The organism is Micromonospora sp. WMMD1155 (assembly GCF_029581275.1).
Lineage (GTDB): Bacteria > Actinomycetota > Actinomycetes > Mycobacteriales > Micromonosporaceae > Micromonospora.
This window is the reverse complement of sequence record NZ_CP120742.1, coordinates 5,913,805-5,940,346: the sequence shown is the minus strand read 5'-3', so window position 1 is coordinate 5,940,346 and position 26,542 is coordinate 5,913,805. Positions and strand designations below refer to the sequence as shown.

The window sequence follows — 26,542 nt, the reverse complement described above, 5'->3', positions numbered from 1 at the left end:
CCCGGCCCCGGTGCGAACCGTGGGCCGGGTGTCGTAGCGCCTCACGGCGCTGGTGTCCGATCGGCTACCGGGACGGGTCAGGCGCGAGCCTTGGCCGGCTGCTTCATGAAGTCCATGATGGCCTTGTTGATGTCGTCGGCGTTGGTCCACGGCAGACCGTGCGGCGCGCCCTTGAGCGTGACGAGCTGGGCGGTCGGCATCATCGGCCCGAGTCGCTGGCCGGTCACCGGGTAGGGCAGCACGTTGTCCTTGTCGCCCTGCACGATCAGCACCGGAATGTTGATCTTCGGCAGGTCGGGGCGGAAGTCCTCCTGCCAGGCGTCCACGCTGTCGTAGGTGCCCTTCGCCGACGCCATCGCACCGATCTGCCAGTGCGCCCGGTACGCCTCCTCGCTGACCAGCTTGCCCTTGTTCTCGCTGTAGTTGAAGAACGCGTCGCAGAACTGGGTCAGGTAGGCGAACCGGTCCTTCATGATGGCCTGCTGGAAGCCCTTGAACAGGCTCGTGTCGACGCCCTCCGGGTTGTCCTTCGCCTTGGCCAGCATCGGTTGCAGCGGGCTGAGCACCACGGCACGGCTCACTCGCTGCGAGCCGTAGTTGCCCAGGTAGCGGATGACCTCGCCGGTGCCCATCGAGTGGCCGACGAGGGTCGCGTCGTTGAGGTCCAGCTCGGTCATCAGCACGTCCAGGTCCGCGGCGAACGTGTTGTAGTCGTACCCGAACGTCGGCTGGGCGGAGTTACCGAAACCGCGCCGATCGTAGGTGATCGTCCGGTATCCGGCGTTGAGCAACGCGGTGGTCGTCTTCTCCCAGGTCGCCCCGTTGAACGGGAAGCCGTGGATCAGCACGACCGGCTTACCGGAACCGTGATCCTCGTAGTACAGGTCGATGGGCGCGGAGTTCTCCGTCCCCACGGTGATGAAAGGCATGTTCGTCTCCTGCTCCGGTCTCGGGCTGTCGGACGCCCCGCGCTTTCCCGTCGGATCGGCGGATATGCGGGCCACCGGAGGCCCTCGGGTGAGGGGGTCAGGATTTCCGCAGCGGCCGGAACGCGGCCCGTACCTCGGCGGAGAAGAGTTCCGGCTCCTCCCAGGCCGCGAAGTGCCCGCCGCGGTCAGCCTCGTTGAAGTACGCGATGCCGGGGTAGACCGTCTCGGCCCAGCTACGCGGAGCGGCCCAGATCTCTTCGGGGAACGTGGTGAAGCCGACCGGAACCGTGACCGGTGGCGGAGTCTGGCCGGCCGCCTGAGCCGCGGCGAGGAACCGCCCGAACTCCCAGTACCACCGGGCGGACGACGCGCCGGTACCGGTCAACCAGTACAGCGTGATGTTGTCCAGGATGCTGTCCCGGGTGAGACCGCCGGCCGGCGCACCGTCGAGGAACGCGCGGGAGATCTTGTAGTAGCTGTCCGTGTCGTGGTCGAGCATCCAGGCCGCCAACCCGACAGGTGAGTCCAGCAGCGAGTAGCCGATCGTCTGCGGCCGGGTCGACTGCTCCAGGAAGTAGCCGAAGCCGTCCATCGTGAACAGGTCGAGCGCGGCGCGCGCCGCGCGTTCCTGCTCGGATTCTGCCGGCAGCTGGTCCTTGATGCCGATCGCCCCGGCGAGCAGGTTCACGTGGATGCCGAGCAGCCCAGCAGGGGCCTGACGCCCCATGGCGTCCGTGACGGCGGCGCCGACGTCGCCACCCTGCGCGACGTAGCGCGCGTACCCGAGGCGGTCCATGAGTTTCGCCCACGCCTGTGCCATTCGCGCCGAGTCCCAGCCAAGCTCGGTCGGCTCGCCGGAGAAGCCGTAGCCGGGCAACGACGGCAGCACCAGGTGGAACGCGTCCTCGGGCGTGCCGCCGTGCGCTGTCGGGTCGGTCAGCGGGCCGACGATCCCGAGCAGCTCGACGACGGAGCCCGGCCAGCCGTGCGTCATGATCAGCGGCAGGGCGTTCTCGTGCCGCGACCGTACGTGGACGAAGTGGATCTCGACGCCGTCGATGGTCGTCGTGAACTGCGGCAGCGAGTTCAGCCTCGTCTCGCACGCACGCCAGTCGTAATCGGTCAGCCAGTAGCGGGCCAGCTCCTGGATCGTCGCCAGCTGCACCCCCTGCGAGCGATCGGTGACCAACTCGCGGGTGGGCCAGCGAGTGGCCGCGATCCGGCGACGCAGGTCGGCGATCGAGTCCTCCGACGTGTCGAGCCGGAAGGGACGGATTTCGTTGTCGTTGGACACCTTCCCCACCTCGCCAGGTCGAGTCGGACAGCGCCGATGCACCGGCAGTGCCGGCACTCGCCCATTCTCACAGCGGGCCGACGCGACCGGGGCCCAAACGCGAATCGCCGACGCACCTCCGCGCCCGGCCCGTGGAATGATCACCGGCCATCAGTACGCCCTTGCGCTCGTCCGTCAGCGGGTGAGGCCGACCAGCGTCGCCAGTCGCGCCACACCGGCCGGCGCCGGCTGCGCGCGGGCGACATCGGCGATGACGGTACGCGCCAACGGCCGCCACCGGACCTCAGCGGGCGCGACACTGTCCGCGTCCACCAGGGCGCGTGCCGCCCCGCGCACCTCACCCACCTGGAGGTAGGCCCGCGCGACGTCGACCAGGTACGCACCCCGAAACTCGGCCGGTAACCGCCGCCACCCCTCCCGCCGTACGACGCTTGAGTGCCTTCGTAACGCTTCAGCGGCGTCACCCCGTGCGCTGTGGTGAGAACCCGGACCAGCTCCACGGCGACGGCTGCGGCCGCAAACGCACCCCCGCTCCAGCCCCCGCCGCGTTGATCATGAGGTTGACGGGCGATTTGATCTTCACCAGACCCGCCAACCTCATGATCAACGGGCAGGGACCGCTCAGTCGGCGATACGACCTGCCCGACGAGGCGGTCAGCCGGAACGGCCGGCAACAGGTCAGCCCCACCTCAGGGGGCTCGCCCTGCCGGGACAGGAGTTGGAGGACGCCGCCTTCTTCTCGCCCCACGAAGCCGAGCAACGTCTTCCCGACAACGCCGCTAGGCGAGTTCCTGCGGCGACGAGCGCTCGTGACTTACACGCTCCGCTGTACCTCGCTGGCGGCTCGATCGCCCCACGGTCCTCCATTGTCGAAGAAGAACGTGGAGCAGGGCCCCGGTCGTGGACAGCGTGATCACAACCCGATGTGCTGATCGGTTCGTCCGGTAGCGCCCACCCGCCTGCACTCGCAGGAGACGGGCGGCCGCCGCTCCCCCGGCGGCCGCCCGAGCATCGGTCAACTCGCGTAGACCTCCAGGGTCGACAGTTGACCGGCGGGCCAGCCGGTGTTGCCGGTGACGGTGATCCGCACGTAACGGGTCTGCGCGGCGGTGAAGGTGAGACTCACCTGGTTACCGCTGGCCGGGTTGAACACCCGCCCCGCCGACCCGACGAGCGTGCCGAAGCTCGACCCGTCGGTGCTGCCCTGCACGGAGAGGGTCTGCGTCCGGGCACCCCAGGCCGACGACGGTGGCAGCTTCAGCACCACCCGGCCGACCGTGCGCGCCGCACCGAGGTCGACCTGCACCCATTGCGGGAACGCGTTGTTGGCGCTCTCCCAGTAGCTGTTCGCGTCACCGTCCACCACGTTGCCCGACCCGTAGCTCTGGACGTGGCTGCTCTCCGACGTGGGTCGGCCCCGGGCGAGGTCCGCGTTGGCCGCCGCGTCCGTGGTCACGGTGACCGCCGAGGACGCGCCGGAGGTGTTCCCGGCGGCGTCGCGCGCCACCACCGTGAACGTGTACGCGGTGGACGGGTTGAGCCCGCTCACCGTCGCCGTGGTGCCGGTGACGGTGGCGACCACGGTGCCACCCTGGCGCACCTGGTAGCCGGTCACCCCGGTGTCGTCGGTGGAGGCCGTCCACGACAGCGACACGCTCGTCGACGTCCTGCCGGTCACCGTGAGGCCGCTCGGCGCGGTCGGAGGGTTGTCCGGGGTGGTCGTTGCGGCGTACACCTCGACCTGGGCGAGTTGGGCGGCCGCCCAGCCGGTGTTGCCGCTGATGCTGAGGCGGACGTGCCGGGCCGTGGTGGTCGGCAGCGTGCGGGTGACGGTGTTGCCGGTGGCCGGGTCGAAGGTGAACGCGGAGGCCCCGGCGATGGTGCTGAAGGAGCCGCCGTCGACGCTGCCCTGCACGGTGATGGTCTGGGTACGCGCGCCCCAGCCGGTGGGCAGGCGCAGCACGAGTTTGTCGACCTGGTGGCTGGCGCCGAGGTCGACCTGCCACCACTGCGGGAACGCGCCGTTGGCGCTCTCCCAGTAGCTGCCGACGGTGGAGTCCACCGCGTTGGACGCCGGGAACCCGCCACCCTGGCTGCTCGCCGACGTCGACTTGCCGGCGGCCAGGTTCCCGCCGGTCGGGGGTGGGGTGCCGACCGTCGGTGGGGTGGGGCGGGTCGCGGTTAGCACGAGCTGACCCTTGAGCATCCGACCACCGTCGGCCGTGATGCGCAGGTAGTAGTCGGAGGAGCAGGCGACGCCGTCCTCGTCGAGGGCCCGGATGTTCGCGCCGGCCGGGGTGGTGGCCTGGGTCTCGGACGTCTTGGCGATCTGGTTGCCCTCGTTGTACTCGTCGAACATGGACACGTACAGGCCCTGGGAGCCGAGCCGGACCATGTTGTAGATGTGCCGCCAGTAGAAGTCGCCGTGGCGGCGGTGGCCTCCGGCCAGGTCACCGGGCATGACGCAGGGCAGGTAGTCGATGCCCCGTGCCGCGCAGTCGGCCATGTCGCCGATGTTGACGTTCTGGTAGTACGAGTCGAGCCCCTCCAGGGTGTTGGTCCGGTAGACCATCCACGGCGAGATCGCGTGGAACGCGTGGTAGACGTCGAGGAAGCCGGGGCGGGAGTCCTCGATGCCCTGCCGCCACCAGGTGGGCACCCCACCGATGACGTAGCAGCCCTGCGCCTTGAACCAGTTGACGACCTCCAGGCACGGGCCCGGGGTGAAGGGGCGGCTGGGCTCGCTGAAGCCGAAGCCCCAGATGCAGACGACCGGCTTGCCGTTCTGCCTGGCGTACGCGCTGGACGCGGTGTGCGCGGACATCTTCGTCGTCCAGTCGGTCTTGATGTCCGCCTGGAACGTCAACCAGTCGGTGACGTCGTACATGATGTAGAACTTGCGGTTGTAGCGTTCGGCGGCGGAACGCACCTTCTGCGTCATCGCGTCGCGGGTCGGGCCCTCGTCGCCCATCGGGTTGAACCGTTGCAGGGCCGCGGTGTCACAGCCGTACTCCTGCATCCACCGGAAGTGGGTGTCCACCGTCTGCTGGTCGTAGGAGGAGAAGAGGGTGGCCGGCTGGCCGTTGCCGAGGTTGGGGTACGCGGTGGGGTAGGTCCGGGTGTACTCCCGCATGTCCGGCCAGGACACGATCGTGGTGTTGGCGGGCGATGGCGGCTGGAACCGGTCGCGGCTCCAGTGCCACCAGCCGCCGATCGGCGCGGAGTCGCCGGGGGCGCTGAACCAGCCCTGGTAGCCGACGGTCACCTTGCCGACCACGTCCCCGGGAGGACTGGCGGCGTGTGCGGGGCTGGCCAGGCTGGTGAGCAGCTCGGTGCTGGAGGCGGCGGCGAGGGCGGACCCCGCCATCACGGACGTGACGAACCTGCGGCGGGAGACCGCCATGACGACCACTCCTTCGGGACGGAAGGCATTGACGGCCATCGTGGCAGCAGTGAATGCCACCCCGCAAGAGTGCGACTGATCAATGGAAGAAATCGTCAGGTCTTGGGAAGCCGCACGCACCTGCCATGTTTCATGCACTGAAGGTCCTACTTAGGTGTTATGTACTGCTTATCCTGATTCGATGGAGACAGCAGCTCGTTGGTTGGTGACCGGAGCGCACGGCATGCTGGGTCGCGACATGGTCGACACGCTCGCCCGCCACCCCGGCGCGTCCGTGACCAGCGCTGACCATGCCATGCTCGACGTCACCGATCCGGCGGCGGTCGCGCGCCTCGTACCCGGCCACGACATCGTGGTCAACGCCGCCGGCTTGACCAATGTGGACGCCGCGGAGGACGCCGAGGACGACGCGACCGCCGTCAACGGCACGGCCGTGGCACACCTGGCCCGAGCCTGCGCGGACTCCGGCGCCTGCCTGCTGCACATCTCGACCGACTACGTCTTCGGCGGGACCGCCCGCAGCCCTTACCGGGAGCACGACCGCCCCGGCCCGGTGAACGCGTACGGCCGGAGCAAACTCGCCGGCGAACACGCGCTGCTGCGGCTCCTGCCCGAGCAGGGCTACATCGTCCGTACCGCGTGGCTGTACGGGGAGCACGGGCGCAACTTCGTCGCCACCATGCTCGCCCAGGCCGCGAAATCCCGCGTGGTGTGGGCGGTCGCGGACCACACCGGTCAGCCGACCTGGAGCCGGGCGCTGGCCCGGCAGTTGGTGCAGCTGGGCCAGGCAGCCCATGCCGGGGTGGCGCCGCCGGGGATCTATCACGGCACCAGCGCGGGTCACGCGACCTGGTACGACCTGACCCGGGCGCTGTTCGACCTGGCCGGACTGGACCCGGAGCGGGTACGGCCGGCGCCGCACACGATGTTCCCCCGCCCCGCGCAGCGTCCCGCCTACGGGGTGCTGGGGCACGGGCGGTGGCGGGTGGCGGGGGTGAGCCCGCAGGCGCCGTGGCGGGAGCAGCTCGGGGAGGCGTTGCGCACACCGGCGTTCGCCGCTCTCGCCGAGACCGCCCGCGCCCGCTCACCGCACCTCGAGACATCGGGGCGGTGACCGCAGGACGCGGGCGTCCCGACGCCGTTACCGGGTCATCGCCACCGGGTCGAGGTCGCGCGCCTGGCTGAGGACCTGGCCACCATGGCGGCGGCGGGCGTCACGCACCGTCATCCGCACGCCCTCGGTGAGGCCGACCTTCGGGTACCACCCGAGCAGCTCACGTGCCTTGCGGATGTCGAGCGCCATGGTGCGCACCTCCCCCGGCCAGGGGAGCGGCTCGTAGCGGGCCGCGGCCTCGACCCCGCACGCGTCCCGGACGGCGGCGTACACCTCGTTGATGCTCGTCTGCCGGCCCGAGGCGATGTTGACCATCCCCGCCCCCGGCTGGTGGGAGGCGACCGCCACCGCCTCGGCCACGTCACTGACGTGGATGAAGTCCCGGGTCTGCGCGCCGTCGTCGTAGATCACCACCTGCCGACCACGGACGAGGGCATCGGCCATGAGGGACACCACGCCGCAGTCGGCGCCCGCCTGCCGGGGGCCGTAGACATTGCCGAAGACCATCGAGGTGTACGCCAGGCCGTGCTGCCGCCCGTACCAGTCGAGGTAGTGCACACCGGCAGCCTTGCTGATTCCGTACGGGCTGACCGGCGCGATCGCGTGGTCTTCTCGGATCGGCAACTCGCTGGCGGGAACCCGGCCGAAGATGGCGCTACTGGCCGCGTTGATCACCAGCCGTACGCCGTTGCGGACGCAGGCGTCGAGCACGTTGACCGTGCCGAACACGTTCACGTCGGCGTCGTACAGGGGTGAGCGGCGGGCCGCCGGAACGCTGGGCTGCGCGGCCAGGTGCACCACCACCTCAGGCTGCCACTGGTGCACGATCTCCAGCCCTTCCGGAGTGCGGATGTCGCCGGTCACCACGTCGGCCTCGGTCAGCCCGCCGTACGCGGCGTCGGCGAGGTTCTCCAGCCGCCCGGTGGAGAAGTTGTCGAGGACGCGAACCTCGCTACCCATCAGCATCAACCGGGCGACCACGTGGCTGCCGATGAAGCCGGCGCCGCCGATCACCAGTACGCGCCGGGGCACCGGGATTGCCGCCGGCTCGGGACTGACGGCGATGTCGGGCAGGACCATCTGGACCTCCTCGGTACGACGGGTCGTCGGTCGGTGCCGACAACCTGGGCTTGGGTCACCGACCCTGGAACACCCATAGGGAACTCTTCCCCCCCCCAGGTTGCCGCCATATAGCCTCACTCGTCCTAAGAATCCTTTTTTTACCGTTTTGACCCTGCTGGGTCTTTTGTCCTTGAAACTGGCTCCCGGGGTGCTGGCCGGCATGCCCTGTCAGTCCCTGACCGAGGAGGTCGACGCGTTGAGGAAGACCCGGGGTCCCATCACTGCGGGCCACTCTCCGGCGTCACTCGACCACGCCGACGCCCCGGTCAGTATCGGTGCGGGGCCGAGGTCACCGGCGGGCGTCCATCAGGTGTCCGTGAATCGCGCCGAGCGGCGCGAGCGCACCCCGGGGCCGGATCAGGGCAACCGACGGGTACCCGTAATGGTCATCGAGCCGGACGACGTCCCCCCGGTTCCCGACCGGCTCGACGAGGAGTTCGACGTCGCCGCCCGGCTGCCGATGCCGTCGCGCGCCGAGGACGTCACGGCGGTCCTCACCCGTGTCCGGCCCCGACTCCTGCTGCTCAAGCACTCGCTGGAGAGCGTCGACGAGCGACTCATGACCAGTTGCCTGAGCGCCGGAGTCGAGATCCTGGTGCTGGCCCGACCGGTCTACGGGTTGCTGCGGGCGCCGGCGATGGCCCGCTTCGGCGGGCTGCCGTGGATCCGCCTCGGCTTCGGCGCGCGCCGGCCCCGACACGAACGACTCAAGCGGGCCTTCGACCTGGCCGTGATCCTGCTCAGCGCCGTCGTCGTGATCCCGCTGATCGCGCTGATCGCCGCCGTGATCTCGTTCACCGGTCCACCGTTCTACCTGCAGGAGCGCGTCGGCGCGGGCGGCCGGCCGTTCCGGCTGGTCAAGTTCCGGACCATGCGCGTCGGCGCGGAACAGGCCACCGGCCCCGTCCTCGCCCAACCCGACGACGCCCGGGTCACCCGGGTCGGACGCTGGCTCCGGCGCGCCCGCCTCGACGAACTCCCTCAACTGTGGAACGTCGTACGCGGCGAGATGAGCCTCGTCGGCCCACGCCCCGAGCGCCCCGAGTTCATCGCCGGCTTCGACCGCCTGCCGCACTACGACCTGCGGCACCTGATCCGCCCGGGCCTGACCGGCATCGCGCAACTCACCGGCGGCTACGCGGCGACCGTGGAGGACAAGCTCCGCTGCGACCTGCTCTACCTCAACTGCCGGTCGATGCGGGTCGACCTGGCCCTGCTGCTGCTGACCGTCGTCGAACTGTTCCGGGGGTTCCCCCGTGGGTAGTGCCACCGACGCGGTCGACACCCGGGTCACCCGCAACACGGCCAGCATGCTTGGCGCGCGGGTGGTCATGGCGGTGTCCGGCCTGGTCTCGGTGCCGGTCGTCTACCAGCACCTCGGGCCCCGGGAGTTCGGCGTCTGGATCGTGCTGGCCGGCCTGCTGACCATGGCCGCACTGATCGATCTCGGACTCGGCTCGGCGCTGGTGCGCGAGGTGGCCAGGGCCGGCGGCGCGGTCGACCGCGACCTGGTGCGCCGGCTGCTCGGGCTGGCGCTGGGCTGGGCCGTGCTGCTCGGTCTGCTCACCGTGGGAGCGCTCGGCGTCTGCTGGCCGTGGCTCACCGGGCTGTTGCGGTTGGGCGACCTCGCCGACGAGGCGTGGCACGCGACGCTCTGGCTGGTCCTCGGCCTGGTGGCCGGTGCCGTCGAGCTGCCCTGGCGTGCCGTGCTCGAAGGCGGCCAGCGGTATGGGGCACTCGCGGCGATCAGCGCCGGCACCGCCGTGCTCAGCGCGGCACTGGCCATTCTCGTGGTACGGCTCGGCGGGGGGCTGGCGGCTTTGGCCGCCTCCGCCGCCGCCACCGGTGTGATCCGCACTCTCCTGCTCGCCGGGGCCGCCCGCCGACAGCGCCCGGACTTGTCACCGCGCTGGGGACGGCTGCGCCTGCGCGACGTACGCCGGATCGGCGGGTACGGCATGCAGGTGCAGGTGTCCGCCGGCGCCGGCATGGTCAACGTGGAACTCGACCGCCTCGTCCTCGGCGGCGTCTTCGGTCCCGCCGTCGCCGGTGACTTCGACCTGGGCACCCGCCTGCTCAATCTGTTGCGCCTGCCGCCGGGCCTCGCCCTGGTCGTGCTGTTCCCCGCGGCGGTCGCCCGCTCGGTCACCCGCGGCGCCGACTGGCTGGACCGGATCCACCTGGCGGCCACCCGCTACCTGGCCCTGTTTCTCGCGCCGGCCGCCGCGGCCCTGATGGTCAGCGCCGACCCGCTGGTCCGGCTGTGGCTGGGACACCAGGTCCCCTGGGCCACGGTGAACATCCTCGTGCTCACTCCCGCCTACGCCCTCAACCTGATCAGCGGGGCGACGACGGTGGTGGCCCGCGCCGAGGGCCGCCCCGGGCTGGAGACGCGGTACGTGCTGCTCTCCGTCGTGCTCAACCTGGCGCTCACAGTGCCGCTGATCTGGCTCTGCGGGCCGCTGGGCGTACCCCTGTCCACCGCCCTGGCCGTGGTGCTCAGCACCGCGTACTTCCTGTTCTACTTCCACGCCGCGACGGCCCGGCGGCTGATGCCGCTGGCACGGGCGATCTGGCCGCCGATCGCCGTGTCGGTCGCGGCCGGACTGGTCGCCAACGCGGCGAGCCGGTACCTGCCGGACGGCCCGGGACGCCTCGACGCCGCCCTCGCGGTCTCCAGCCGCGCGGGTCTGACCCTGCTCGTGGCCGCCGTGTTGCTGGTGGTCGGCGGGCACGTCAGCGCGAGCGACCGGATGCGGCTGCACCGGCTGCTGCGCGCTCCCGCAGCCATCCTGTCGCCGGGCACGGGCGGTCCACGATGAGCGTGGAGAGCCGTACCGCCCGGTGCCTCGTGTGCGGACCGCGGCAGGACCACCGGCCGGAACTGGGTGGGCTGCTGCGCCGCTGCGGGGCCTGCGGGTTCGCCTGGACCGCGCAGGAGCAGGCCGAGGCGGACGGCCGCTACGACGAGGACTACTTCGCCGACGGCGGCTACGACGACTACTTCCGGGCCGGGCCGCGCCGGTTCGAGGCGGGCCGGCGGCTGCGCTGGCTGCTCTCTGCCACCCGCCCCACCGCGCTGCTCGAAGCCGGCTGCGCCGGCGGCTACTTCCTCGAAGCCGCCCACCACGCCGGCATCAACGCCACCGGCATCGAAGTCAGCCACGCCGCCGCCACCTACGCCCGCGACCACCTCCACATGCCCGTACGCCAGGGCTACTTCGAAACCATCGCACCCACCCTCACCGCCGACACCATCTGCGCCTTCCACGTCCTCGAACACGTCCAAGACCCCCGAACCTTCCTGCACGCCGCACACACCGCCCTCACCCCCGGCGGCTGGCTCGCCCTCGAAGTCCCCAACATCGCCTCCGCCGCCGCCCGACGACTCGGCACCCACTGGCCGGGTCTGCAACCGCGCTATCACCGCTGGCACTTCACCCCCGCGACGCTGGTCCGGCTCGTGACCGACGCCGGCTTCGAGGTGGTCCAGCAAGACACCACGGTCTTCCGCTACTACATGCCGCTGCGGTACCGGTTGCGGCACGCACGGCACCTCCTGCCCGCCGACCTGATCGGGCTCCGCTCACCGCGGCTGACCCATCCGCACCTCGGCGACCTGCTCCGGGTGATCGCCCGGACGCCACAAAACCGACGGAGTACCCGATGAAACTGGATGGGATCGAGCTGGTCCGCTGCCGGCTCTGCGGCCGTGCCGGCGGGCACTCGCCGACGCTCGGCGACCTGCTCTGGAGCTGCGCCGACTGCGGGTTCGTCTGGACGGCCGGCGACGCGCCGGACCCGGAGGAGCTGTACGACGAGGCGTACTACACCACCGACGGATACCAGGAGTACTTCGCCTCGGCCGGCCAGCGCCGGTTCGAGGCGGCCCGCCGGCTGCGCTGGCTGCTCTCTGCCACCCGCCCCACCGCGCTGCTCGAAGCCGGCTGCGCCGGCGGCTACTTCCTCGAAGCCGCCCACCACGCCGGCATCAACGCCACCGGCATCGAAGTCAGCCACGCCGCCGCCACCTACGCCCGCGACCACCTCCACATGCCCGTACGCCAGGGCTACTTCGAAACCATCGCACCCACCCTCACCGCCGACACCATCTGCGCCTTCCACGTCCTCGAACACGTCCAAGACCCCCGAACCTTCCTGCACGCCGCACACACCGCCCTCACCCCCGGCGGCTGGCTCGCCCTCGAAGTCCCCAACATCGCCTCCGCCGCCGCCCGACGACTCGGCACCCACTGGCCCGCCATCGCTCCGGCGTACCACCGGTGGCACTTCGCCCCGGACACGCTCAGCAGGATGCTGGTGGAGACCGGCTTCCGGGTCATCTCCCACGACACCGTCTTCTCGCGGTTCTACTGGCGACCGGCGGCCCGGTGGCGCAACGCGCGGAACCTCCTGGTCGCCGACGTCGCCGCCAGCGGTTCGCCCCGGGTGACACACCCGCGGCAGGGTGACCTGCTGCGGATCTTCGCCCGCCGGGACGACCGGAGGATGTCGTGATGGCCGCCCCGCTGCTGTCGGTCCTGCTGATCAGTTGGAACACGCGCGAGCAGACCCGGCAGTGCCTGGAGTCGCTGGCCGCGACCGCCCCCGCCGACCTGAACTACGAGGTCGTGGCCGTCGACAACGCCTCCTCCGACGGCTCCGCCGACATGCTCGCCGACCAACCCCGGGTCCGCCTGATCCGCAACAGCCACAACACCGGCTTCGCCGCCGCCGTGAACCAGGCGTATCGCCGCTCGACCGGGCAGTTGGTGCTGCTACTCAACAGCGACGTCCGGTTCCACCCGGGCGCGCTGTCCCGGATGATCGACCATCTGCGGGAGCGGCCGGACGTGGCCGGAGTCAGCCCGCTCTACCTCAACCCGGACGGCACGTTCCAGCAGCACTACGTCCAGCAGCCCAGCTTCGCGGCCACCATCGCGCTCGTCACCGCGCTGCGTCGACTACCCGGGTTCCGCCAGGCGCTACACCGGTTCCAGATGCGCGGCGAGGACTTCAGCCGCCCCCGGCAACTCGCCTCCGGCAGCTGCATGCTGCTGCGCCGTACGGTGCTCGGACGGCAGACCATCTTCGACGAGGCGTTCCCGATCTACTGGAACGACGCCATCCTCGCCCGGCAACTCGAGCAGGCCGGACACCAGCTGTGGATGATCCCGGACGCGGTGGTGACGCACACCCGGGGCGCGTCCTGCCGGCTGCTCGGACCGTCCATCCGCTTCCGACACCTGCTGGGCAGCATGGTCACCTACCTGCGAACCACCCAGCCCCGGCACCGGATGGCGGTGTTCCAGGTCGCCCTGGTCCTCGACCACCTCGTCAAGCGGCTCCTCGGCCGCCCCGTACAGCTCGGAATGGTCGACCTGCTCGCCGCGCTGCGCGGCGACGTCGGCCCGCTACCCGACGGCGACACCCGCGACTGGGTGGTGTTGTTCAGCCGCCACCGGTGGTCGGTCGAACGGCACCAGGCGGTGGCGGGCCAGTTGGCGCCCGGGCAACGGTTGCTCTTCGTCGACCCGCCGGGCCGTCGTCCCCGCTGGCGCTCCGAGACGATCCCGATCGGCTCGGCAGCCTGGCGCGCGATCGCGCCGACCGCGCTGCCGCTGGGTGACGCGCTGCCGCCGATCAACTGGATCAACCGGCGGATCGCGGCCGGTGTGCTGCGTGGCTGGCTGGACCGGCAGGCCGGCGCCCGCCTGCTGCGGCTCGACGACGAGCGGGCCCGCCCGGTGCTGGGCCGACTCGGTGAGGACGAGGTGCTGTCGCCGGCAGCACCCCGGCCGATGGAACGGTCGGGTCATGGCTGAGCGGACCGCCCGCCGATCGGCGGCACCGATCGGCGACCCGGTCACCGACGACCGGGACTGGGTGGTCGTCTTCAGCGGCACACCGTGGGCGAACGGCGCGCACCGGCAGCACGCCTTGGCGCGCGAGCTGACCGTCGACCACCGGGTGCTCTTCGTCGATCCCGGCGGGCACCTGCCGCAGTGGCGGCTGCGCGTACGCCAGGTGGCCGACGGCCTGTGGCAGTGCGTCGGGCCGGCGCTGCTGCCGCTCGGCCGGCACCTACCTGCGGTCAACCGGGTCAACCGGTGGTTCGCCGCACTCCTGCTCCGCCGGTGGTTCCGCCGGCACGCCGACTCGGTACGTCTGCTGTGGCTGGACGAGGACCTGGCCGCGCCGGTCGCCGCCCGGCTGGCCGCGTCCGCCGTGGTGTACGACGCCACCGACCTGGACTGGACGTTCACGCGGCCATGGAACCGCGGACACCTCCGCCGGGCGCTGAAGTCCGCCGTCGGCGCGGCCGACCTCGTGCTCGCCTCGTCCAGCGCGTTGCCGGAACGGATGCCCGCCGTCGATCCCGCGCCCGTGGTGCTGGCCAACGGATGCGATCCGGAGCACTTCTCGCCGCACGGCCCGGTCGCGCCGTGGTCGGCCGGGCTGCGTCGACCACTGATCGGTTACAGCGGGGCGATCGACACCCGTGCCTTCGACGCGGACCTGGTCGCCGAGGTCGCCCGGGCCCACCCGGAGTGGACCTTCCTGCTGATCGGCCCGTCGACCCGTGCCGGTCGGGCACCGTTACTGCGGCTGTCCAACGTGCGGATGGTGGAGGCCGTCGGTTTCGCCGAGGTGCCGAACGTCCTGCGGGCCTGCGACGTCACCGTCATCCCGTACCGGGTCGGCAGCCTCGTCGACTACGTGCACCCGAAGAAGTGCTACGAGTACCTCGCCCTCGGCAAGCCCGTCGTCGCCACGCCGCTGCCCGCGCTGCGGGCGTTCGCCGACGTCATCGCCCTCGCCGACGACGCGGCGGGCTTCGCCGCCGCCATCGCCGCGGCGCTGGACGGCGCTGACGCACCGGAGCAGGTGGCCCGCCGCCGGGCGGTCGCCGCCCGCAACAGTTGGTCGGCGCGGGGTGTGCGGCTGCGCGCACTGCTGGCGGGACTGCCGCGATGAGAGTGCCGATCGTCGCACCAACCGTGCTGCTCGGCGGGGCCGGGCTCGGGGCCCTGGTCACAGTGGCCACCCTGCTGCCCGGCCCGGTCGGCCTGGCCGCCGCCGCCGGGGTGCTCAGTTGGGGCGTCTTCCTGCTCTGGCCCTGGGCGGTGCTGCCGGTCGGCATCATCGGCGGTGCCGTGATCGGAGCCGTGCTCAGCGGCGGTGACGTCCGTGGGTTCATCGCGGTGAAGGTGCTGCTGCTGGCCGCCGGCGGTGCCGCGCTGGCCGTACGCCACTGGCTGCGGGTGGAGAGACCGGCCCGGCGTACCCCGGCGGACATCGGCATGGTGAGCCTGATCGGGTTGACCGTCGTGGCCGCCACCTACGGTCTGGCGGTCGGCAACGGTCCCGAGGAGGTGCTGGTCGCCGCGTACCAGATGGCCACCATCCCGGTCTACTTCTTCGTCGCGACCCACACCCTCACCACCGCCCGCCGGATCCTGGCGGCCGGGATCCTGTACGTGGTGCTGGCGGCCACCTTCACCGCCCTGTCGGTCACCACCCCGGGCCGGCACGGCGGGCTCATCACCCTCCTGGCGATCCCGCCGCTGATCTGGGCCGCCGGTCGACTGCGGGGCGGGCGTCGCAACGGCGTCCTCCTGCTCGCCGGGTTCTTCGCCGTCGACGTGCTCCTGGCGTCGTACCGGGGAATCTGGCTCGCCGCCGCGCTCACCCTGCTGATCATGCTGGTCCGCGGTGGCCGGGCCGTTCGTACCGGGCTGGCCGCGACCGCCGCCGCCGCGGTCGCGGTGGCGGCGGTCCTCGCCCTGCAACCGGGGGTACGGGACCGGGCCGGCGAGATCGCCAAGGGGCTTGCGCAATCGGCCGGTTACCGGGGTGCGGAGTCGTCGGTGGGCCTCGGCGTCTTCGCCGACCAGCCGCTGGTCGGGGCCGGCCTGGGACAGAGCACGCCCGACGTCTACCTGTCCGGCTTCACCCTCACCGACGTCGGGCCGGTCTACCACGCCTTCTACGTGACGGTGCTGGCGAACCTCGGGCTGGTCGGCCTCCTGTTCGTCCTCTGGCCGATCCTGCGCAGCATCCGCGTCGGCCTGCACGCACGGGAGGGGATCACCCTGCCGTTCGCGGCCCTGTCCTGCGGCTTCCTGGCCGCCGCCGTCTTCGCGGCGCCGACCGACGGGCACTGGGAACTGGGCCTGTTGCCGGCGCTGACCCTGCTCACCGCAGAACAACAAGGTGCGCCGCTCCGACGATTCGCAGGGGTCCCGCTCCTGCGCCGTCCGGTGCACCGGACCGGAGTCACGGCATGAGAAAAGCCGACGCCACGGCCGTCGTGGTGACCCACAACTCGGAGCGGCAGATCGTCGCCGCCCTGACCGCGCTGCGGCAGGAGGGACTGCCGATGCGGTTGGTGGACAACGCCTCCACCGACAGCACTGTCGCGCTCGTCCGGCGCCGTTTCCCGGAGGTGAAGGTCCTCGCCAGCACGACCAACACCGGCTTCGCCAGCGCGGTGAACCGGGGCGCGGCCGGGATCGACACCGACGTCGTCCTGCTGGTCAACCCGGATTGCGTGGTCACCCCCGGCATGGTCGCGGAGCTGGTCCGGGTCATCAGGAGTCGACCGTCGGTGGGCGTCGCGGGACCGCGGCTCGTCGACGCGCACGGCCGGATCGCGATCAGCGCGCACCGGTTCGAGTCCCTGGGCACGGTGCTGGCCAGCCGCTTCGGTGGGTCGCTGGCACCGGTCGCGCTGCGCCGGCTGCTCAGCGGCCGACAGCGTAGGGCCGCCTACGACGCCTGCGTACGGGGATCGCAGCCGGTGGCGGTGGACTGGGTGTCCGGAGCCTGCCTGGCGGTACGCACGGACCTGTTCGAGGCGGTCGGCGGGCTCGACGAGGGCTACTTCCTGTACTACGAGGACGAGGAACTGTGCCTCCAGGCCGCCCGGCGCGGCGCCGAGGTGCTCTACGTGCCGTCGGTGACCGCCCGGCACACCGGCGGCGCGAGCAGCTCCGACCCCGCCTGGATCTGGCCCCACCTGTACCGCAGCATGCTGCGGTACTTCGCCCGGCACCGAACCGGCACCCTGCGCGCCGTACGCGGTGCCGTGCTGCTGCGCGCCCTGATCGGTATCGGTCTGGCCGGTGTGCGGATGCCCCTGCAACCCCGAGCCGGGACGGCTCGGCTGCGGGCCTGGACCCGTATCGGCCGCATCGCGATCACCCGAGGAGAGACGAGAGGAGGAGCGTGATGCACGTCCTGATCACGGTCGTCGGCAAGCGCACCGAACACTGGACGGACCTGTTCGACGTGCTGTGTGAACAGCCCGACGTCACGCTGACCGTACTCGCCGCGGACGTGTCCCCGGTGACACGGCGCGAGCTGGCCCGGCTCACCGGGCGACACCGCCGCCTGCGGTATCACGTCGTGCCGCACCTGCTCGGCGAGTCGCTGACCGGGCACATGGCCTCGGTGCTGTTCCGACTCCCCGGCCACCACGACGTGACCAACGCCCGCCCCGACATCCTGCACGTCATCGGCGAGGCGGCCTACCTCACCACCTGGCAGGCCCTGCGGCTGCGTCAACGCTGCTGGGCCGGGGTGCCCACCACCCTGTATGCCGCGCAGAACGTGGTGACCCGATTCCCGGTGCCCTTTCCCCGGATCGAGCGGCAGTCCTACCTGTCCGTCGACCACGCCTTCCCGATCACGCCTGAGGCGCTCAAGGTGTTGCGGGTCAAGGGGTACCGAGGTCCGGCGACGATCGTGCCGCTCGGCGTGGACACCCGGGTCTTCCGCCCGCTGACCACCGATGCGGCGATGCGCCCGTTCACTGTCGGATTCGTCGGGCGGTTCGAACCGCACAAGGGCGTGGCCGACCTGCTGCGCGCCGCCGAACTGATCGACTGCGACGTGTCACTGGTCGGGGACGGCAGCCTGAACGGCGAGATCGAACGGGCGGCCGCGCGACGGCCGGGCCGGGTGCACCGGCACGGCTGGGCCGGGCACGCCGAGCTGCCCTTGCTGCTGAACCGGATGGACGTGTTGGCGATGCCGTCGGTCGAGGTGGTGCAGCGCAACACCCTGCCGTGGATCGGCATCCCCCTGCGTGAGCAGTTCGGCCGGGTGCTGGTCGAGGCCATGGCGTGCGGCGTACCGGTGGTCGGCAGCGACGTCGGCGAGATCCCCCACGTGGTGGGCGACGCGGGCCTGGTCTTTCCCGCCGGTGACGTACCCGCACTGGCGGCCCGCCTCGCCCGACTGCGCGACGATCCCTCACTCGCCGGCCGCCTGGCAAACCAGGGGCTGCGCCGAGCGGACGCCGAGTTCGACTGGCGCCGCATCGCCGGCACGCTCTGCGCCACCTGGCGCGGGCTGCAGTCCCCCACTCGCCCCTTTCGCACACCGCCCGCCGAGGCCGGGCATTCAACAAGAGAGGCGATCTCCTGATGAGCGCGTCGATAGATGTCAAGGGTCTGCTCGGTGCCTCCTGGCGCCGCGTGGGCGTACCGCTGATCGGCCTGTGCGCGGGCCTGGCCGCCGCCCAGGGGGTCACCGCACTCCTACCGGCCCGCTACGAGGCCGAGGCGTCCGTCCTGGTCAGCGCCGAACAGGCCGACGGGAGCCAGCCCACGGATCTGACTCTCGCGCAGAACCTCACACCCACCATCGCCCGGCTCGTCGGCTCTCGGGAGGTCGCGATCGAGACGGCGCGCACGCTGCGGCTGCCCGAGCACGCGGTGCTCGGCCACGTCAGCGGTGAGTACGAACTCGGTCTACAGATCATCACCGTGCACGCGAGCGCCGGCTCGGGGGCCCAGGCCGCCGCGATCGCGAACGTGGCCTCCCGTGCCGCCAGCGAACGCCTGAGCCGACTGGAGATGGGTGGCTCGACCAGCATCAGCGCCCGGGTGCTCGACACCGCGAGCGCGCCTACCACCCCCGCCTTCCCGAAACCGCTGTTGAACGGCGTGCTCGGGGCTCTGGCCGGACTGCTGGCCGGCTGGGGCGCAACGCTCCTGCGCGACCGGTTCGACAGCCGACTGCGCGATGTCGGGCAGGTCGAGACGCGCCTGGGGCTGCCGGTCCTCGGCGTGCTGCCGAAGCTGCCACGCCGGTTCTCCCGTCACCACGCGAACGCGCTCTACGCGCGCGCCGACGTCACCGACGCCGTACGCGCCACGATCTCGACGCTCAGTGTGCTCACCGCCCCGTTGCCGCGCCGGAGGCTGCTGGTCACCAGCGCCCACGACGACGACGGCAAGGCGCTGGTGACCGCGCTGCTCGGGCTCGGTCTGTCCGACGAGCACTGCCGGGCCACCCTGGTGGACGGGGCGGTACGGGATCCGGTGTTGTCCGGCCACTTCCCGGAGGCGCCACACACCTGGCAACAGGTCCTCACCCAGAAGTGCTCTCCGGTGCGCCTGGTCGACTTCCCCACCCTGACCGTGCTGCCGGCCGAACCCCGCGAGGGCGCCGACACGCAGGCCCTGCACGAACTCGGCGGACTTCTCAACGCGTTGGGCGAGGACGAGGACTGCGTGCTCGTACACGCGCCGCCGATCCTGGCCGGACGGGAGATCTCCGCCTTCGCCCAGCACGCCGACGGTGTGCTGCTGGTCATCCGGGCCGGACGGACGAACGTCGACGACGGTACGCGGGCAGCCCGGCTCGTGCAGCGGCTCGGGCTCCCCCTGGCCGGTGTCGTGGTGATCGGCGCGGAGGCGCGTACGGACAACCGGTCGGCCGGTCAGCAACCGACTCCGACGCCGGACGTGGTGCACGACACCGTGTCGGTGCCGTCGGCGAGGTCGGGCGCGGTCATCCGGGAGCTGGTCAGCGCGCTCGTCGAGGACTCCCCGGGCAGCACTGGCGGGCGGCATCGCCGGCAGCCCGGAGACTCGGGCGGATCGGTCCGCCCGTCCGCAAGGACGGTCGCAGGCACCGCCGCCGATCGGCCGACGCCGGTCGAGCGGGCAAAGCCGGTCGAGCGGACGAAGCCGGTCGAGCGGACGAAGCCGGTCGAGCGGACGAAGCCGGTCGAGCGGCCGGCCCCGGTGGAGCTGCCGGCCCCGGTGGAGCAGAGTGCGGGTGACGCGAATGACCGCCTCCCTCAGATGCCGGTCAGGCCGACCCGCATCGAGGACGCCATCACCGAGCCCAACCCGGTGGTGACCGACGTGCCAGGCGCTACCGAGCACGTGAAAGGCTCGCCGGCCCGGGGCGGCGCTGCCGGGGTGAGCGTGCTCGGACGGCCACTGGCCCTGCCCGAGGCGACCTGGCGGTCGGCGACGGCCGAGCCCGTGACGCCACCGTCGTCCCCGCAGACGCCCATCCCGGACCCGGCGGGCCGGTGGTCGACCTACGGGCGGGAGCTCCTGCCCGCTGGACGACCGGCTACGGAACGACTCCCTTCCACGTCCATCGTGCTGCGCCGCGCGGTCGCCGTCGGCGAAGCCGAACGTTGGGGCTGACGAACGAGGGACGGCTGGCCGCACGCCCCGAGGCGGGCCGCCAGTCGCCGAGCAGAGACACCGAACAAGGAGATTGCCGATGAGTGAGATGTTGGCGCCGACCCAGTCGTCCGAGCCGATGCTGGACGATCCCCGCGCGCTCTACTGCGACCTGCTCAAGAAGGCGTTGACCAGGTACGTCTTCCGCGAGACGTGGATGCCCTACCAGCCGCGAAGGGGTTCCCTGCACGGCAGGCTCTACCAACGCGGCCGGTACCTGCTGCAGCGCAGGGGGCTGGAGCTGGTGCTCCAGTTCCCGTTCGACGCGGAGGCCCGGGCCAACGGCCGGGACTGGCCGCCGGAGGCCGACACGATGATCGGTCTGCGCCGGCTGGACAACCTGGAGCAGTGCATCGCGGACGTGCTGGACCGGGGCGTGCCCGGCGACCTGATCGAGACCGGGGTGTGGCGGGGCGGCGCGACCATCTTCATGCGTGGGATGCTGCGCGCCTACGGTGACCGGGACCGCACGGTGTGGGTCGCGGACTCGTTCCGCGGTCTACCCAAGCCGGACCCCAGACGGGTCGAGGACGTCGAGGACGCGCTGTGGCAGGTGCCCTTCCTGGCCGTGTCACAGGAGCAGGTGCAGAAGAACTTCGAACGGTACGGGCTCCTCGACGACCAGGTCCGCTTCCTCAAGGGTTGGTTCTCGGACACCCTGCCCACCGCGCCGGTGGAACGCCTGGCGGTGATGCGTCTCGACGGGGACCTCTACGACTCGACGATGGTGGCGCTGCGCTCGCTCTACCCGAAGCTGTCGGTCGGTGGGTACGTGATCATCGACGACTACCACGCCGTACGCGGGTGCAAGCAGGCCGTCGACGACTTCCGTGCCGAACAAGGCATCGAGGACGAGCTGCACCAGGTCGACTGGACGTGCCGCTACTGGCAGCGGACGCGCTGAACGAGGGCGCCGGCCATCCGCTCTGGCTGCCCGCCGTGTCGATGTGCCGGTGAGCGGTATACCTCAGAGTCATATCTATGCCTCTGCGGTATGCCGCTCACGACCGCGTCCGCCGCACGCACCGGGAACTGTCCGCCCTGCTGCGACGCGCCGCCCGGACGTGATCGGGGCGGCGCGTCTCGTCGTACCCCGTTGGTTTTGTCGTGCCGCGCGGCGGGCGGCGCGGCTTAGGGCGTGTGTCAAAGTCCTCGGTCGAGCCGAGGCGGAGTCCAGGCGGCGATCCGGCGAGGCGGAGATGGGCTCGGATACCGGTGTTGTATCCGGGCCCATCTCCAACGCAGCCGGGCGTCGTCTGGGCCCGCCGCAGGCCGGCCAGGGGCTTTGACACACGCCCTAGTAGTGCTTTGTTAGGTCGGCGTGTCGTGGGGTCATCGGGGCGGTCTGAGTAGTTCGATGTTGCGGTGACTCCTGACGAGCTTTTGGTTGTGCGGCAACGGCTTGAGGCGTTCGCCGTGGATGTGTTCACCCCTTTGGTGCGCTCGGATCAGCGGGCCAAGGGTGAGACGTATCTGCGAGGGCTGTTGCTGGACGGGCGGCGTAAGTCGATGCAGCCGATGGCGGATCGGCTTGGGGTGGATCATCAGGGGCTGCAACAGTTCGTGACGACCTCGACGTGGGACACCGAGGCGGTGCGGATGCGGTTGGCCCGTCGGGCGGTCGAGGTGGTCGCTCCGGTGGTGTGGGTGGTCGACGACACCGGTTTCCCGAAAGACGGCAAGGGCTCGCCGGGCGTGGCCAGGCAGTACTCCGGCACGTTGGGCAAGGTCGCGAACTGCCAGATCGGGGTGAGTGTCCACGCCGTCACTGACGCCGCGTCGTGTCCGCTGGATTGGCGGTTGTTCTTGCCGACGTCGTGGGACGACCAGGCTGTTGACGAGGCTGACCGCCCTGAGGTGATCGCTCGCCGGTCCCGGTGCGGGATACCTGCCGATGAGCATCACCGGCCGAAGTGGTCGATGGTCGTGGAGATGCTCGATGAGCTGGCCGAGCAAAATTTACGCCCGCCGTTGCTGGCAGCCGACGCCGGCTACGGCGATAACAGCCAGTTCCGCGGCGCTTTGGACGAGCGGTCCGTCGACTACATCATGCAGGTCAAAGGCGATGCCCTCGCCCACACATCAGACGTGCAGCCGGTGACGCGGGTGTGGTCCGGGCGGGGTCGCCCACCGACGCGCACCGACCCGCGCTACCCGAAGACTGCGGTCAGCCTGGTCGAGCACATTCGCGCCGCTGGACGAGCGGCCACGGAAACGATCACCTGGCGGGAAGGCTCGAAAGGCACGATGAGCTCCCAGTTCATCTTCCTACGAGTCCGCCCGGCCGGACACCGCGTCGCCCGTGACCCCAACGGGCTCCTGCCGCAGCGGTGGCTGATCGCCCAGTGGCCCGACGACCAGGCCGAACCGGTGAAGTACTGGCTGTCCAGCCTCCCTGCCACCACCAGCCACACCGACCTGATCCGCTACGGCAAGATCCGCTGGCGCATCGAACATGACTACCGCGAACTCAAGACCGGCCTCGGCCTGGACCACTTCGAAGGCCGCTCCTGGATCGGCTGGCACCGCCACGTCACCCTGGCCACCGCCGCGCACCTGTTCATCACCGAACTGCGCCTCGACCCAAAAGCGGATGCGCCGGCCTGACCCTTTATGCGGTCATCCGCGAGCTGCAACGACTCCTCGCGACCTGGACCGGCGCCTGCCTCACCTGCCACCAACCCGTGAAACCCTTACACCGCAACAAACGCCACAGAACCTAACAAAGCACTACTAGTTGGCCGGCGCCGTCTGCGGGTTGGCCGCGAGCCACTGCGCGACGCGGTCCTCGCGTACGGCCGCGAAGAGCGCCGGGGCCTTCACCTCGTCCAGCCGTACCGCGGACCCAGCCGGGGTCTGGAGGTTGGCGTCGCTGACGGGGGCGGTGACGAACTGAACGGTCTCGGGCTTGACGCGGCGTACCGCGAGGGCGAGGTCGGCCAGGTCGAGGTCACGGTCGACGACCAGCGACTCGGCCGCCGTGGTGAGCACCCGGTCGAGTCGCGTCGGGTTGGTGAGCAGACTCGTCGCGCTGATACGTTCGGCGAGGGCACGGACCACCAAATGCTGGTCGTAGATGCGCCCGAAGTCGCCGCCGGGCACCCCGTGCCGCTGCCGCATCAGGTCGTCGGCCGCCCTGCCGTCCAGGTCGTGACAGCCGGCGGTCCAGGTGACCTTCGTGTCCGAGGAGGTGACCGGGTACGGCAGGCAGACGTTGATGGTGCCCACCGCGTCCACGAGCTTGCGGACGGCGGCGAAGTTGGCCACCAGTACCCCGTCCAGGGGGACGCCGGTGAGCTTGGCGACCGTCTCGGCGGCCAGTGCGGCGCCGCCGAAGGCGAACGCCGCATTGATCTTGTTGAGTCCGCCGGACCACTCCTCCCCGGCCGCCGGAATGTCGACGTAACTGTCCCGGGGAATCGAGACGACGGTGGCCGCGTCCCGGGCGGCGTTGACGTGCACCAGCATGATGGTGTCCGAGCGCTGCCCCGGGTAGAGCGCCTGGTCCGGCTCACCGTCGCGGGAATCAGACCCGAGCAGCAGCAGGTTGAGGGGCCCCGACTTCCAGCGGCGCTCGTCGTGGGGACCGGTGCCCCGACCGAGGATGTCCTCGCGCTGCACCCGGCTCTCGTACCGGTGCTTCAGACCGAAGCCGACCGTGACGACGCCAGCGCAGAGCACCGCGAAGACCAGGGCAAGCGCGGCCATGGCCTTCTGCCAGCCCGCCATGGCCCGCCATCGGGACGGTGCCGGCGGGCTCGTCCTGCGGGGGTAACCGGTCACCATCTTGACCACCTCTGCACCACCTGTCGGGACATCGGATCTGTTGCGGGGCAAGGGATGCCGGCGAGCCCAACGGCGTCGCCCTTACCCACCCAAGGGGATATTTAATCACCCTTTAGGGTTTCTATAGCTTTTTATCCTGTTTGCCCGATTCAGGCGATGCCATCCTGACCTCCGAGTTCACGAGGGGGTTGGCCATGTACGGAGTACCTACCAAGGGTCCACACATCGGCGGAGGGCTGGCGGCCACCGGGGTCGCCATCCAGTCGTGGCTGCTGGTCGGCATCGGGCTGGTCGTGCTCGGCCTGGCGTTGTGGTTCGTCGCCCTGCTGGGGCGCGAGCGATGACACGCTCCTCCACCTGGGGAGCATGGCTGCGCGCAGCGACCGGCATCCTGTTCGGTGTCGCCGTCGCCGCCGCGACCCTGTGGCGCTGGCACGACATCGCCAGCGGCGAGGCGTGGCTCAACGCCCGCCTGGTCGACGCCGTCGGCCTGGCGGACAGCAAGTCGATCGGCGCGGCCGTCATCTTCCCGCTCGACGAGCGCTGGGTCGGCTTCATGGTCTCCAGTGGATGTTCGGTCGCCATGTTGCTGATCCCGCCGATCGTGCTGGCGTCCACACTCGTCGGATTCCGGCGCATCTCGATGACCCGTGGACTCAACGCCCTGACAATCGCCACTTTGCTGCTGGTCACGGTGAACCAGTTGCGGCTTGCCGCGGTGGTGGTCGCGATGCAGACCTGGGGCTTCCGGCTCGGCTACGAACGCAGCCACGTGCTGATCGGCTCAGTGATCACCACGGCCGGCCTGATCGCCGTGGCAATCCTGTTCGTCGTCCTGGTCAGCCGGACCAAGCGCATGCGGGGGGCGGTCGCCGGTGTCCGCTGAGACCCAGACGCTCGCGTTGCTCAACACGGCGGCGTTCCTGCTGTGCGTCAGCTTCTGCGCGTACGTGCTGAGCATCCTGGTCTTCCACCTGAAGACCCGACGTAGCCGGGGCGGCAGCCCGGACGGCTTCGACTGGCACATCATCGTGCCGTGCCGCAACGAGGCGTCCGTCATCGGCGACACGCTGCGACAGCTGCTCGGCGACTTCCCCCAGGTGACCGTCTGGTGCGTCGACGACGCCTCCGACGACGGAACGCTCGCCGAACTGGCCGCGTTCACCGACGAGCCCCGGGTGCACGTCGTCCGGCGTCAGCTACCGCACGCGCGGCAGGGCAAGGGCGCCGCGCTGAACGCCGCCTGGCGGTGTATCGAGCAGTCGCTGCCGGCCGATGTCGACCGGAGCCGAGTGATCGTCGGCGTCCTGGACGCCGACAGCCGGCTCGACCCGCAGGGACCCGTCGCCCTGTCCGGCCGGCAGTACTTCGGCGCGACGGAGGTCGGCGCGGTACAGGTGGAGGTGCGCATGCTCCAGTGTGCACGGCGTCGGTACGCCCCGGCGAGCGAGGTCAGCCGTTGGGGGCGGCTGCTGATCCGGCTGCAGGACATGGAGTTCCGCGCTCCGATCGCCGCCATGCAGTCCCTGCGTCGGCAGACCGGCAGCGTGGCGATGGGCGGCAACGGCCAGTTCACCCGGCTGTCGTTGCTCAACGACATCGCCGCCGAGCACGGCACCCCATGGCACGGCGCCCTGCTGGAGGACTTCGAGCTGGGCCTGCACATCCTGCTGGCCGGTGGCCGCACGGAGTACTGCGCGGAGAGCTGGGTGGCCCAGGAGGCGCTGACCCGGATCAGACCGTTGGTGCGGCAGCGGACCCGCTGGGCTCAGGGCTCGATGCAGTGTGGGCGCTATCTCGGCAGAGTGCTGCGCTCCCCCCGGATCAGGAACTCCGCGACCCTGGAGATCACCCACTTCCTGGCTGCGCCATGGACTCAGCTCCTCGGCACGCCGATCTATGTCGCCTGCCTGGCGGTGATGGTCTACTACGTCGACCAGACCGTCGGCGGATTACGCGGCTGGTGGGACGGCGGCGGGTGGGGCGTACCACCGCTGGTGCTCGTCTTCGGCATCGGGCCGTTCGCACTGTGGGGGATCGTCTACCGGGCTCGCTGCGAGCCGCAGCTGTCGGTGGGTAAGGCCCTGCTGCTCGGCGTCTGCCACTGGCTCTACAGCTACGCCCAGTCGCTCGCGGTGTGGCTGGCCTTCGCCCGCATGGTCACCGCACGCACCGACTGGCAGAAGACCGCCCGCGCCGCCGACCCGAAAGCACAACCGCCTCCGGTCCGAGCCGTCGGTCGGGTGGCCGTCCCGACCCAGCCCCGGCGGGCGCATCCGGCGCGCGGTTCGAGCCGGGTCGCCGGACCTCGCTCGATCAGGCCGCCACGGCACCTGGTTCACCTCACCACCACCCCCACCACAGACCGCCCCACAATCGCCCACGTCAGAAAGTAGA

The 26,542-nt window shown here is 70.8% G+C and carries 22 protein-coding genes; 16 read left to right on the top strand and 6 right to left on the bottom strand.

What is annotated here, in order from left to right; translation table 11 throughout:
- Positions 1-77: 77 nt before the first annotated feature.
- The 4 genes from O7617_RS27070 to O7617_RS27055 form a co-directional block, all read right to left on the bottom strand.
- Positions 78-929: an alpha/beta hydrolase gene (locus tag O7617_RS27070; RefSeq protein ID WP_282259011.1), complete on the bottom strand. Its 852-nt coding sequence runs from the start codon at positions 927-929 to the stop codon at positions 78-80.
- Positions 930-1,026: 97 nt separating this feature from the next.
- Complete coding sequence (locus tag O7617_RS27065) at positions 1,027-2,223, bottom strand: epoxide hydrolase family protein (RefSeq protein ID WP_282259010.1); 1,197 nt, start codon at positions 2,221-2,223, stop codon at positions 1,027-1,029.
- A gap of 174 nt (positions 2,224-2,397) precedes the next feature.
- Positions 2,398-2,559 (bottom strand): hypothetical protein, encoded by a 162-nt coding sequence (locus O7617_RS27060; RefSeq protein WP_282259009.1) that lies wholly within the window; start codon positions 2,557-2,559, stop codon positions 2,398-2,400.
- Between the two features lie 679 nt (positions 2,560-3,238).
- Positions 3,239-5,626, bottom strand: coding sequence for a discoidin domain-containing protein (locus tag O7617_RS27055; protein WP_282259007.1), 2,388 nt, complete (start codon positions 5,624-5,626; stop codon positions 3,239-3,241).
- 181 nt (positions 5,627-5,807) lie between these two features.
- On the opposite strand from O7617_RS27055, the gene rfbD reads away from it, so the two are divergent.
- Complete coding sequence (gene rfbD / locus O7617_RS27050) at positions 5,808-6,740, top strand: dTDP-4-dehydrorhamnose reductase (protein WP_282259006.1); 933 nt, start codon at positions 5,808-5,810, stop codon at positions 6,738-6,740.
- Between the two features lie 27 nt (positions 6,741-6,767).
- Here rfbD and O7617_RS27045 read toward each other — a convergent pair whose 3' ends face one another.
- Entirely contained in the window at positions 6,768-7,820 is a 1,053-nt protein-coding gene (locus O7617_RS27045) for an NAD-dependent epimerase/dehydratase family protein (RefSeq protein ID WP_282259004.1), read from the bottom strand.
- Between the two features lie 424 nt (positions 7,821-8,244).
- Here O7617_RS27045 and O7617_RS27040 point away from each other — a divergent pair, with 424 nt between their 5' ends.
- The 12 genes from O7617_RS27040 to O7617_RS26985 all read left to right on the top strand — a co-directional run bounded on the left by O7617_RS27040 (position 8,245) and on the right by O7617_RS26985 (position 22,966).
- Positions 8,245-9,126 carry a sugar transferase gene (locus O7617_RS27040; protein WP_282259003.1) on the top strand — a complete coding sequence of 294 codons (882 nt, stop codon included), beginning with the start codon at positions 8,245-8,247 and terminating at the stop codon, positions 9,124-9,126.
- Entirely contained in the window at positions 9,119-10,684 is a 1,566-nt protein-coding gene (locus tag O7617_RS27035; RefSeq protein WP_282259001.1) for an oligosaccharide flippase family protein, read from the top strand. The genes O7617_RS27040 and O7617_RS27035 overlap by 8 nt, the downstream gene beginning before the upstream one ends.
- Positions 10,681-11,532, top strand: a complete 852-nt coding sequence (locus O7617_RS27030) for a class I SAM-dependent methyltransferase (protein WP_282259000.1) — start codon at positions 10,681-10,683, stop codon at positions 11,530-11,532. Before O7617_RS27035 ends, O7617_RS27030 begins: the two co-directional genes overlap by 4 nt.
- Positions 11,529-12,380, top strand: coding sequence for a class I SAM-dependent methyltransferase (locus O7617_RS27025; protein ID WP_282258999.1), 852 nt, complete (start codon positions 11,529-11,531; stop codon positions 12,378-12,380). Before O7617_RS27030 ends, O7617_RS27025 begins: the two co-directional genes overlap by 4 nt.
- Positions 12,380-13,687, top strand: a complete 1,308-nt coding sequence (locus O7617_RS27020) for a glycosyltransferase family 2 protein (protein ID WP_282258996.1) — start codon at positions 12,380-12,382, stop codon at positions 13,685-13,687. Before O7617_RS27025 ends, O7617_RS27020 begins: the two co-directional genes overlap by 1 nt.
- Complete coding sequence (locus O7617_RS27015) at positions 13,680-14,840, top strand: glycosyltransferase (protein ID WP_282258994.1); 1,161 nt, start codon at positions 13,680-13,682, stop codon at positions 14,838-14,840. Before O7617_RS27020 ends, O7617_RS27015 begins: the two co-directional genes overlap by 8 nt.
- Entirely contained in the window at positions 14,837-16,153 is a 1,317-nt protein-coding gene (locus O7617_RS27010) for an O-antigen ligase family protein (protein WP_282258992.1), read from the top strand. The genes O7617_RS27015 and O7617_RS27010 overlap by 4 nt, the downstream gene beginning before the upstream one ends.
- Complete coding sequence (locus tag O7617_RS27005; protein ID WP_282258991.1) at positions 16,150-17,097, top strand: glycosyltransferase family 2 protein; 948 nt, start codon at positions 16,150-16,152, stop codon at positions 17,095-17,097. Before O7617_RS27010 ends, O7617_RS27005 begins: the two co-directional genes overlap by 4 nt.
- Positions 17,097-18,296 (top strand): glycosyltransferase, encoded by a 1,200-nt coding sequence (locus tag O7617_RS27000; RefSeq protein WP_282258990.1) that lies wholly within the window; start codon positions 17,097-17,099, stop codon positions 18,294-18,296. Before O7617_RS27005 ends, O7617_RS27000 begins: the two co-directional genes overlap by 1 nt.
- Positions 18,296-20,320, top strand: a complete 2,025-nt coding sequence (locus tag O7617_RS26995; RefSeq protein WP_282258989.1) for a hypothetical protein — start codon at positions 18,296-18,298, stop codon at positions 20,318-20,320. Before O7617_RS27000 ends, O7617_RS26995 begins: the two co-directional genes overlap by 1 nt.
- Before the next feature lie 79 nt (positions 20,321-20,399).
- On the top strand, positions 20,400-21,263 hold the full coding sequence (locus O7617_RS26990) for a TylF/MycF family methyltransferase (RefSeq protein WP_282258988.1): 864 nt from the start codon (positions 20,400-20,402) through the stop codon (positions 21,261-21,263).
- A 461-nt stretch (positions 21,264-21,724) separates the two neighbouring features.
- Positions 21,725-22,966 carry an IS701 family transposase gene (locus tag O7617_RS26985; protein WP_282258987.1) on the top strand — a complete coding sequence of 414 codons (1,242 nt, stop codon included), beginning with the start codon at positions 21,725-21,727 and terminating at the stop codon, positions 22,964-22,966.
- Positions 22,967-23,092: 126 nt separating this feature from the next.
- On the opposite strand, the gene O7617_RS26980 is transcribed toward O7617_RS26985, so the two are convergent.
- Positions 23,093-24,145 (bottom strand): LCP family protein, encoded by a 1,053-nt coding sequence (locus O7617_RS26980; protein ID WP_282258986.1) that lies wholly within the window; start codon positions 24,143-24,145, stop codon positions 23,093-23,095.
- Between the two features lie 194 nt (positions 24,146-24,339).
- Between O7617_RS26980 and O7617_RS26975 the strand changes: the two genes are divergently transcribed.
- From O7617_RS26975 to O7617_RS26965, 3 genes are read left to right on the top strand one after another with little or no spacing between them, the layout of a single operon-like run.
- The gene (locus O7617_RS26975; RefSeq protein ID WP_282258985.1) at positions 24,340-24,489 is read left to right on the top strand and encodes a hypothetical protein; all 150 of its coding nucleotides are present in this window, start codon (positions 24,340-24,342) and stop codon (positions 24,487-24,489) included.
- Positions 24,486-25,031: a hypothetical protein gene (locus O7617_RS26970; protein ID WP_282258984.1), complete on the top strand. Its 546-nt coding sequence runs from the start codon at positions 24,486-24,488 to the stop codon at positions 25,029-25,031. The genes O7617_RS26975 and O7617_RS26970 overlap by 4 nt, the downstream gene beginning before the upstream one ends.
- On the top strand, positions 25,021-26,541 hold the full coding sequence (locus O7617_RS26965; RefSeq protein WP_282258983.1) for a glycosyltransferase family 2 protein: 1,521 nt from the start codon (positions 25,021-25,023) through the stop codon (positions 26,539-26,541). Before O7617_RS26970 ends, O7617_RS26965 begins: the two co-directional genes overlap by 11 nt.
- Position 26,542: the final 1 nt, after the last annotated feature.

What these genes read in the sequence shown, in the direction of transcription:
- O7617_RS26995 (WP_282258989.1), top strand. Translation starts at nt 18,296, where the DNA reads ATGAGCGCGTCGATAGATGTCAAGGGTCTGCTCGGTGCCTCCTGGCGC.
- O7617_RS26990 (WP_282258988.1), top strand. Translation starts at nt 20,400, where the DNA reads ATGAGTGAGATGTTGGCGCCGACCCAGTCGTCCGAGCCGATGCTGGAC.
- O7617_RS27025 (WP_282258999.1), top strand. Translation starts at nt 11,529, where the DNA reads ATGAAACTGGATGGGATCGAGCTGGTCCGCTGCCGGCTCTGCGGCCGT.
- O7617_RS27015 (WP_282258994.1), top strand. Translation starts at nt 13,680, where the DNA reads ATGGCTGAGCGGACCGCCCGCCGATCGGCGGCACCGATCGGCGACCCG.
- rfbD (WP_282259006.1), top strand. Translation starts at nt 5,808, where the DNA reads ATGGAGACAGCAGCTCGTTGGTTGGTGACCGGAGCGCACGGCATGCTG.
- O7617_RS27005 (WP_282258991.1), top strand. Translation starts at nt 16,150, where the DNA reads ATGAGAAAAGCCGACGCCACGGCCGTCGTGGTGACCCACAACTCGGAG.
- O7617_RS27010 (WP_282258992.1), top strand. Translation starts at nt 14,837, where the DNA reads ATGAGAGTGCCGATCGTCGCACCAACCGTGCTGCTCGGCGGGGCCGGG.
- O7617_RS27045 (WP_282259004.1), bottom strand. Translation starts at nt 7,820, where the DNA reads ATGGTCCTGCCCGACATCGCCGTCAGTCCCGAGCCGGCGGCAATCCCG.
- O7617_RS27030 (WP_282259000.1), top strand. Translation starts at nt 10,681, where the DNA reads ATGAGCGTGGAGAGCCGTACCGCCCGGTGCCTCGTGTGCGGACCGCGG.
- O7617_RS27055 (WP_282259007.1), bottom strand. Translation starts at nt 5,626, where the DNA reads ATGGCGGTCTCCCGCCGCAGGTTCGTCACGTCCGTGATGGCGGGGTCC.
- O7617_RS27040 (WP_282259003.1), top strand. Translation starts at nt 8,245, where the DNA reads ATGGTCATCGAGCCGGACGACGTCCCCCCGGTTCCCGACCGGCTCGAC.
- O7617_RS27020 (WP_282258996.1), top strand. Translation starts at nt 12,380, where the DNA reads ATGGCCGCCCCGCTGCTGTCGGTCCTGCTGATCAGTTGGAACACGCGC.
- O7617_RS26975 (WP_282258985.1), top strand. Translation starts at nt 24,340, where the DNA reads ATGTACGGAGTACCTACCAAGGGTCCACACATCGGCGGAGGGCTGGCG.
- O7617_RS26980 (WP_282258986.1), bottom strand. Translation starts at nt 24,145, where the DNA reads ATGGTGACCGGTTACCCCCGCAGGACGAGCCCGCCGGCACCGTCCCGA.
- O7617_RS27070 (WP_282259011.1), bottom strand. Translation starts at nt 929, where the DNA reads ATGCCTTTCATCACCGTGGGGACGGAGAACTCCGCGCCCATCGACCTG.
- O7617_RS26970 (WP_282258984.1), top strand. Translation starts at nt 24,486, where the DNA reads ATGACACGCTCCTCCACCTGGGGAGCATGGCTGCGCGCAGCGACCGGC.
- O7617_RS27000 (WP_282258990.1), top strand. Translation starts at nt 17,097, where the DNA reads ATGCACGTCCTGATCACGGTCGTCGGCAAGCGCACCGAACACTGGACG.